This window comes from Rhodospirillaceae bacterium, from assembly GCA_018660465.1.
In the GTDB taxonomy this organism is placed as follows: Bacteria; Pseudomonadota; Alphaproteobacteria; order Rhodospirillales; family JABJKH01; genus JABJKH01.
The window spans coordinates 1-8884 of the sequence record JABJKH010000026.1; the positions used below are offsets into that span (position 1 = coordinate 1).

The 8884-nt window shown below is 48.0% G+C and carries 8 protein-coding genes; 2 read left to right on the forward strand and 6 right to left on the reverse strand.

Going from position 1 to position 8884, the window contains the following annotated elements; all coding sequences use genetic code 11:
* The 3 genes from HOM51_04905 to HOM51_04915 all read right to left on the reverse strand — a co-directional run.
* Positions 1 to 141 (reverse strand): ABC transporter ATP-binding protein (locus HOM51_04905; GenBank protein ID MBT5033839.1); only part of this gene is annotated, 141 nt, incomplete at its 3' end.
* A gap of 80 nt (positions 142 to 221) precedes the next feature.
* A complete protein-coding gene (locus HOM51_04910) occupies positions 222 to 1226 on the reverse strand; it encodes an ABC transporter substrate-binding protein (protein ID MBT5033840.1) in 1005 nt (334 codons plus the stop codon).
* A gap of 161 nt (positions 1227 to 1387) precedes the next feature.
* Positions 1388 to 2284: a fumarylacetoacetate hydrolase family protein gene (locus HOM51_04915; GenBank protein MBT5033841.1), complete on the reverse strand. Its 897-nt coding sequence runs from the start codon at positions 2282 to 2284 to the stop codon at positions 1388 to 1390.
* Between the two features lie 457 nt (positions 2285 to 2741).
* Between HOM51_04915 and HOM51_04920 the strand changes: the two genes are divergently transcribed.
* The gene (locus HOM51_04920; GenBank protein MBT5033842.1) at positions 2742 to 3386 is read left to right on the forward strand and encodes a DinB family protein; all 645 of its coding nucleotides are present in this window, start codon (positions 2742 to 2744) and stop codon (positions 3384 to 3386) included.
* Here HOM51_04920 and HOM51_04925 read toward each other — a convergent pair.
* Positions 3383 to 4801, reverse strand: coding sequence for an L-seryl-tRNA(Sec) selenium transferase (locus HOM51_04925; GenBank protein ID MBT5033843.1), 1419 nt, complete (start codon positions 4799 to 4801; stop codon positions 3383 to 3385). The two genes, HOM51_04920 and HOM51_04925, sit on opposite strands and share 4 nt — an antisense overlap.
* A 121-nt stretch (positions 4802 to 4922) precedes the next feature.
* On the opposite strand from HOM51_04925, the gene HOM51_04930 reads away from it, so the two are divergent.
* Positions 4923 to 5363: a hypothetical protein gene (locus tag HOM51_04930; protein MBT5033844.1), complete on the forward strand. Its 441-nt coding sequence runs from the start codon at positions 4923 to 4925 to the stop codon at positions 5361 to 5363.
* A 16-nt stretch (positions 5364 to 5379) separates the two neighbouring features.
* Here HOM51_04930 and HOM51_04935 read toward each other — a convergent pair whose 3' ends face one another.
* Positions 5380 to 8049 (reverse strand): PAS domain S-box protein, encoded by a 2670-nt coding sequence (locus HOM51_04935; protein ID MBT5033845.1) that lies wholly within the window; start codon positions 8047 to 8049, stop codon positions 5380 to 5382.
* 165 nt (positions 8050 to 8214) lie between these two features.
* Positions 8215 to 8466, reverse strand: coding sequence for a hypothetical protein (locus HOM51_04940; protein ID MBT5033846.1), 252 nt, complete (start codon positions 8464 to 8466; stop codon positions 8215 to 8217).
* Positions 8467 to 8884 lie beyond the last annotated feature (418 nt).

Here is an 8884-nt window from a genome sequence, read left to right on the forward strand (position 1 = left end):
ACAGCCACTAGGGCCAACAACAGCAACGAATTCACCTTCTTTAACTTCTAAATTTATGTCATCTAGGGCATGAACATCGATGCCCGTGTATTCATCGGGGTAATGATGAGATAACCCCTCAACAACGAGTTTTGCAGTCATAAAACAACTCTTTCAAATCGGCGGACGCGAGGATGTCCCGCGTCCGCCGTTGAACTTACCGATTAGAAAAGCTTAGAAGCTTACTTAAGGTCAGCAAACCATTCCGGATGCCGCTTCATCGTCGAGTTGATGAATTGGAATTCCAGATATTTATTGGCATCATAAGGCTTCTTCATTTTCTTCTGAGCAATAAGCTGCTTCACAGAAAAATTGAAAGCATCAGCCGTTTTAGGCCCGATACGCGGATCAAATGTCACGTGCTTCAGAGTTTTCTTAATTAAAGCAGGTGTCATGCCACGAACGAATTGAGAGCCAATTTGCGAAACCGAATCCAGGTTAGCCGGATCACGAAGATACGCTGCTGCCTCGGAGATCGCATCAACCAGAGCTTGGGTCCGCTTTTTGTCACCATAGACCTTTGATGGAATGCCGTGGATCAGCGCACAGAAGCACACATGATTACCGCCGCGAACGACGAGATGCGAGCCTTTAACCTTTTCCAAGGCGCGGGTCACGTTGGGCTCCCACGCGACAACTGCATCGACACCGTCCGTATCCAGTACTGAAACATGGCTGGGCGGGCGAACGTTGATGCGCTTAACGTCATTTTTCGTCATGCCGTTGTTACGAAGCAAGGTGCGGAAATACAGATCGCCGGTGGTACCAAAGGCAACGCCAATTTTGCGGCCCTTCATATCCTTAATCGTCTTAACGCCAGAACCCGGACGGGCGATAATGCCGACGTTGGAATCGTGGGTGCTGTGTTTGTACATGCCGCCCAAGTAACCAACGACGCCATTTACTTTAAAGCCACGCTCAAGCGCGACCGGTAGGTTGGTGAATGCCGCCGGGGCAAAATCAATTTGACCGGCCTTCAATGACTTGGTCAAGGCGCTGCCGGTGTTCCGGACTTGAATTTTGGAATCAAGACCATGCTTGGCAAAAAAGCCTTTGGCTTGTGCTACAAATATCTCCATGCCACCAACGTTACTCGCGGCACCGACAACAATTTGTTGGGCATTGGCGGACGTTGCCATGGAGATTGCGGCAAATGCCCCAATCAGCCCTAAACTTAGTTTCTTCATTATTTCCTCCCTGTATGAAAACGACTTATTTATCGAACTTTGCAGACCGTTAAGGCCTGCCAAGCCGACACACTAACAAGAACAACGGGTAACACAAAGCCTTTGCGCACCTGATAACACATTCGTGTATGGCATCGAATTCAAGCCAAAATGTGCGTCCATTATTCTACAGGATTCTCTAACACCCCTATTTTGTCGATGGTCATTGTAACGACATCGCCCTTTTTCAGGAATTTAGGAGGATTGAACCCGCCCCCAATACCGAGCGGCGTTCCAGTCGCAATCACATCCCCTGGCAAAAGAGTCATGCCAGCAGACAATGTCTTAATAAGTGTCGGGATATCGAAAATCAGGTTTTTAACGATGGAGTTCTGCCGAAGTTCACCATTGACTTCGGTTTTCAATCCGACTTTCCGAATGTCACCAATTTCATCTGTGGTCACAATGCAAGGTCCCATGGGACAAAACCCGTCGAGGCCTTTGCCGATGAACCACTGGTTGTGCTTGAACTGCTGCTTCCGCGCCGTGGCGTCATTGATGATGGTATAGCCAAAGACATGATCAAAGGCGGCTTTCTTGGTAATCTTGCGGCCTTCCTTGCCAATGATCACGCCCAGTTCAACTTCATAATCAACGGACTTGGTGTAATCCAAATATCCGGGAATGGGCGCGTCAGGGCCAATCACGCTGCTGGGCGGCTTGGTGAATAAGATCGGAAATTCAGGAATCGCACCGCCGGTCTTGGCTTGGTTGAAGCCACTGTTATCGAATTCTTCCGCATGATCGTAATAGTTCTTACCAACAGCCATAACGTTCCGATGGGGTGTTGGGATTGGTGCTAGAATTTTTACTTTCTTAGCGGGATATCGAGCCGCAGGCTTTGCTTTCTTGACTGCGGCGGCAGCCTTTGCCAAAGCTTTCGGACCCGCAGCGATGAAGCCGTTCATATCTGTCGGCAAAGTCGGGGCGGCGACAGAAAGATCAACAACCGTTTTATCGTCGTCTACGAAGACACCGATACGAACTTTTCGATTTTTAGAAAATGTGACGAGGCGCATGATAATCCCTAGGTCATGTTAAAAGGTGGCCTTGTATGCCGACTGGGGCCACATGGGTCAACCGGAAACCGGCACCTAATAAGGGAGTTTTGCAAAAATTAAGCAAAAAAGGAGCCCTCCGGCTGGTTACTGCCAAAGGGCTTAAAAAGGAGGACATAAGGGACAAATCAAATGCTGTAGAGATACTACCGCATACATCCTTTTATGACGTGTGACGAATATCACACCTTTGAAAGAAAGTTTGAAGGACGCGCTCCATTACATTCCTACCTTGCGTGCCAAGAATGTTCGGATCATAGTTTTTAAACGTGAGTGAAAATTTTAAGGGGAAATACAAATGAGCCACATCCGTGTGTTTTGGCATCCTGGGTGAACCAGTTGTCTGAGGGCTAAAGAGTTCCTCACGATCCGTGAGATCGAATTTGACTCCATAGATATTCAAAGCCACCCCACCGGCATGCAGCAATTGGCCGACTTGGGTGCTAAAACTGTTCCTGTCATCGCCAAGGACGACGAATGGGTCTTCGGTCAATCCCTAGGTGATATCGCTGAGCTTTTGGATATAGAGTACGACGTTACACCAGACCTTTCCCCCGATGAACTCATCGGGCGCATGGAAACCATCCTGGAGACGGCATCCCGTTTGGTGCGACAATTTCCGAATTCGACCCTGGATGAAAACGTTCGGGATCGAGACCGGACCTATCGTGCCCTTCTAAGCCACATCTTCCGCATCCCGGAAGTATTCTTAGATGCCACTATAATGGCTGGTGCCGAAGTCTCGTACGACGGATTAAAACATCCTGACCCTGACGGCTTTGCGACCATGGACGAAATTGCAGATTACGGAGACCAAGTCCAGAAGCGCGTATCGGACTGGCGGGAAGAGGCAAAAAGTCTGGATTTCAATAAGTTGGTCGATGTCTATTGGGGGAAGACCCCGCTTCATCAAGTGTTGGAGCGCATGACGTGGCACCCCGGACAGCACACCCGCCAACTGGCGCTGTTGCTAGAGGAAGATTTCGACACAAAGCCTGATCGTCCATTAGGACCCGCTGAGATGCAGGGCCTGCCGATGCCGGAAAAAGCCTGGGACGATTAAAATTTCAGCTTGGTCAACTGACTGACGAACCCTGCTTCTTCATCCAAGCAGCGCACATCCATGAGAAGTGCGCCGTCTTGAATGCGGCCGATGACAGGAATGGGGAGCGCTCGAAATCCGGCAGCAATTTTCTTTAACAAAGTACCGCCCCCTTTTCTGGAGGCATTCGGCGTTATCGCCACCGCAGCGCTGTTTAATCGTTCAATTGGAAGTGAACCGCTGCCGATCTGGCTTTGACATGCTACGACAGAGACTTCAGCCACGCCTTCAAACACCGCAGACATCGGCGCGACCAACCGACCCGCCAGGTCCTCAATGTCCGCTGATGAGCGTGCTAAATGCCTGAGCGTCGGCACCTTGGCCACTAACGTATCAGGATTGTTATAAAGCCGAAGCACCGCGGCAAGTGCGGCAATCGTTACCTTATCCAACCGCATCGCCCGCTTCATCGGGTTCTTTTTGATTTTGTCGATCAGATCCTTACGCCCGACGATGATCCCGGCTTGCGGCCCCCCTAGCAATTTATCGCCGCTAAACGTCACGACGTCTGCACCATCTCGAATGGTATCGGTTGGTGTTCGCTCATACGGCAGCCCAAACGCGCTGAGATCAACTAAAGTCCCACTGCCAAGATCAACCACGAAGGGCAGATCATTCTCATGGGCGAGTGCCGCGATTTCTTTTTCGGGAACGATCTTGGTGAACCCCTGCACCACGTAGTTGCTGGTATGCACCTTCATCAGCAAGGCTGTCTTGGCGTGAAGCGCACCAGCATAGTCTTTCAAGTGGGTCCGGTTGGTCGTTCCAATTTCTACCAGCTTACAGCCAGCACGAGACATAATATCAGGCATGCGAAAGGCGCCGCCGATTTCAATTAACTCACCGCGTGAGACGGGAACTTCCTTGCGAAGCGCCAGCGCATTCAAAACCAGCAAAACCGCAGCCGCGTTATTATTAACCACTGTTGCAGCCTCGGCACCCGTCAGGCCACACAACAAGTCTTCCAAATGACTGTCGCGGTCTCCGCGCTTACCAGCAGCAACATCAAACTCAAGATTTGCCGGACCACCGGCAACCGCGACCATCGCGTCGATGGCCTCTTGCGGCAATTGGGAGCGCCCGAGGTTGGTATGGATGACCGTGCCCGTTAGGTTAAATACCGCCTTGAGAGAGGGCTGGGCAGCCCTTTCAAGGACTGAGGAAACTTTCCCTATAAGCACATCGTCCGCTGCATCAGCTAAAGCATCTCCGCCATTTTCAGCGATTTTTTGGCGAAGCTGTGCGAGCACTTGGCGGACTTCTTTGGTCACCGCCTTACGCCCATGGGCGTCTATCAACGCGGCCGTGGCAGGAAGATTTAAAATCCGATCCACAGACGGGACAGCAGCTTGAAGAGATGCGTCGGTCTTTGTCATTTAGCGGAAGCTAGGCCCGCCCCCCTAAGCCGTCAAGTAGGAACGCCAATTAACGACCCTAGCGTGTTCCCGCCAATTGGCTTATGAGTATCTACAAATCAAAGCTAAACGGGGAAACGTCATGACACTCGAATTTGTAATCCATGTCTCAATCGCAGGATTTTTGGCAACATACTTTCATCTTGTTCTGGCAGCCTGGGGCGACAAGATGGGGATGGCTCGGATCGATTTTTCCCGTGGCATGACAAACGTAACCTTCGGCGAAAGCTATGAAGGCGAAGCCCCCTTATCCCTCGGACTGGCGCAAATTCACCTAAACGGAATTTTGTTCGCGCTTCTTTATGCCTCAGTCGTCGCCAAATATATCCCGGTAGAAAATCTCGTTCTCAAGGGCTTCATTTTCGGCGAAATTCTTTGGGTCATCTCTGGGCTGTTTTTTATTCCAGTTATCTTGCAAGGGGGGTTATTCGGAACAAAACATCACCCCAAAGCTTGGATGACAACTGCGTTCGGTCATGGCGCATGGGGTGTAACGCTGGGTTGGCTATCACCAATTTTATAGCCTCACAAGGCCGTTATTACATTGTAAATTCCGGTGCCCGCCCTTCACTTTTGCCATCGTGCCTCTCGGCATTATAAATCGGAACATCGACCCAAAAGGTTGTGCCTTTATTTCCTTCACTCATAAACCCGATTTGACCACCAAGTGCTTCGATAATTTGTTTGGCGATACTCAAACCAATGCCGGTGCCCTCAATTTTTCCAGACTCACGTCCAAGGCGTTCAAATGGCACAAATAGATCGTTTGCTTTATCTTCCGGAATTCCTTGCCCAGTATCAGCAACCTTAATCCGCAAGGTGCCATTCGGATTATCTTCGCACGATACGGTTATACTCCCACCTTCCCGATTATATTTTACTGCGTTGGCGAGCAGATTTAAAAAGACCTGCTTTAAGCGTGTTAAATCAGTCCAAAGAATTGGCAGGTCAACTCCCTCTGCCAGATTTATGATGTCGATTCTACTCTCCTCAGCGCGGAATTCGACCTGAGACAAGCTTTCTTCCAATACCTTCTTCGCCGGGACTGGCCCCATAATTAAAGACAACTGTCCCGCTTCAATTTGATTTAATTCCAGGACATCTTCGATCAAGTTCAGAAGATGGTCACCACTCATGAGTATGTGTTTAATATATTGCGATTGGGTCTCGGTTAACGGTTCGTTCTTATTAAACTCTAACATTTGAGCGAAACCGAGAACGGCATTCATTGGCGTGCGAAGTTCATGACTCATGGACGATAAAAAATTAGATTTGGCGTTATTCGCTGTTTCGGCCTCGATCTTAGCTTCCAGGTATTCTTCTTCACGCTGTTTTATTTCGCTAATATCAAGGTGAAAGGTAAGCCGTCCCCCATCTTTTAGTGCTAGTTTATTGAACCTAAACCAGCGTCCGTCTGATATTTGGTACTCATCACTAGAGGAATCGGCCGCGTTCTCGTTGTATTTTTCGGTAAGCCAGTCTGCAGTTCGCCCAATACTTTGCTTAATTATTTTCATTTCAGCAATTGCCCGCAAGATCTCATCCATGTGGGTGCCTGGAACCAAGTAATCCGCAATTGCCGCACGCGTGGTCCGAAAGTAGTTATTACTACTCACGAAGCGATGATCAGCGTCAAAAAGAACGACACCAGCTTTGATCTCATCAAGTGAATCAAACAAGCTTTGTTGAATTAGATTGGCTTTTTCTCGAGCATTAACTTCATCAGTCTCGTTATTTATCACCCCTCTGTAGCCTTTAAAATTTCCGGCTGAATCAAAGGTAGGGCGACCTGATAATCTGATATGGTGCAGTTCTCCTTCAAGATAACCCGACGTATAGCGAAAATCATTTATCGGCTCATGATTTTCCATTAGAGCCTTGAGTTCGTCCCATCCTTCCTTTCGATCTCGGCGCATAATATTCCAAGGGGGATTTCCAATAAAATTTTCCGTCGGAATATTTAAGTCACCCACCGGAGGTGTCACAAATGTATGGTTGTGCTGCGCATCCGTTTCCCAAAAACGGTCACCACCTGCATCGGCAAACATACGATAGCGGTCCGTACTAACTCTCTGTTCTTCTTCCGCCATTTTTCGGACAGAGATATCTCTCACAATCAATTTAAATAAAACTTCGCCACCGACAGTTATTTTGTTCATGGCAATTTCAATTGGAAACAAATTGCCATCTTTTCGACGCCCCTCAATTTCTACGATACGACCGATTTCGGCAGTCTCACCGGTTCGTAAATAGTTTTGAAGATAGTCATCGTGATCGGCGTCGAATATCCCAGGTATTAAAATTTCGATATTTTGAGAGACAGCCTTTTCTTCAATATATCCAAAAATACGTTCCGCAACTTGGTTGAAACTCTGAATAACTCCGCCTTGATCTATGGTGATCATTGCATCGACGGGCGCTTCGAAAATCGCTTTTATACGAGCCTCGCTTTCCCTTAAATCCTTTGTTCTTTCTAGTACTTTTTCTTCCAAAATTAAGTTTAAATTTTTTGCATCAGTTTCAGACTTCTCTCGGCTTGATATCTCTTCATTCAAACCAGTAATACGCTGACGTTCTCTAATAATTATCACAATGCCGATAACCAGAGACATCAAAATTAAAAAACCAGCAATCAAATACGCCTGAAAGTTCTCTCGTGAATTTTCACTATTAATCTTCTCGATTTCGTCCTTCTCGATTTGCTTCAGTAAATCGACAAATGCCTCAAGATCTGAAAATTGTGCGGATTGATGTTGGATGGTTTGTTTCATAAGACGTTCGAACTCAGCCCCTTCAAGCCCCTTCACAACACCGGACATTGTGTTGTCGACAAAGTTTTGGCCGACCCGAACTTTTTTCTGGAATACTTTTAAAAGGGCCTGCTCTTTAGCACTCAATCCGAGCTCTCGAAGTCTAATTTGGGCTAAAATGAATTCTCGAGCATATCCCCTAAATCGTTGTTCTTCCGCGTCCCGGTCGAAAAAATCCCCCATAGTCTGCGCAAGCGCCAGACTAAAGCTGCGTTTGCGAACGGCATCCCGCATCGTCGATGCTAATTTGGTCTTTTCCGCAGTGATGATATGCGCCTGATACACCGCATGTAAGCGCGTAATATGCTGATGTCCGACGTAAATCAAAATCACAATCAAGGCAGCTATTGTGGCTAGGCCGAGAGCAAGGGTAGTCGGTGAATTTTTTTTAAACATCACGAAAAAATAATTATGTAAATTCTACTGCCCAGACTACATTTGTCCCACGAACGGTACAATATGAATTGCCGAAAAAAGTCTATGTCCGGATGGATGCCGGTCAATTGTAGGTACCTTTGGTCCCTCGCCTATGGGACATTTACAGGCAGATTTTGCTGGCAAAAATTACTGGCATTTGAACTTCGTGGTGAGGTCTTCCTCTGGCGTCTCGATCAAAACGGCATCTTTTTTATATTTCCTGCAATGTTCCGTTGCCTTAGCAATAAGATCAGCGGTAACGAAGACATTGCGCCAAGTCGGATCTGCGCCAATTAGCGTAATGCTGGTGGGAGAATGCTTGACGACCACAACTTCACGAACGGGACCACACGCGGCTAAGAATGCCGCTACAAAAACATATAAATTCGTGCGTTTCATCAAGCGCGCCCCTATGAGGATTAAAGTACCGCATCATACAACTAACCAATTAGGATGGCGCAACATTCTTTGACGCATTCTGAAATTTCTCCATTCCTCCGGCGACCATACCAGGAATCGTGCGCTCGACACTTACCTCAAGCCGCCCAGCGTGGTTTCAACAAATGGGGGGGGGAAATGATGCTTAATTCTTCTGCCACTGCAAATTGGTACAAAACTGAGCAAAAGTGGCGGTGATTGTTTTGACCTTATGCTCTTCTGACGAATTGTAACTATGTGAACCAAAGCGGATGGGGTGGATGGCTCCCGCCCACGGCATCAAAGTGCCAATATGGGAGTTGTTGATAACAATCCCGAGCCAAAGGAGCCACCCGGATGAATATTACCACTGTCGGCCTTGATCTGGCCAAAAATGTAT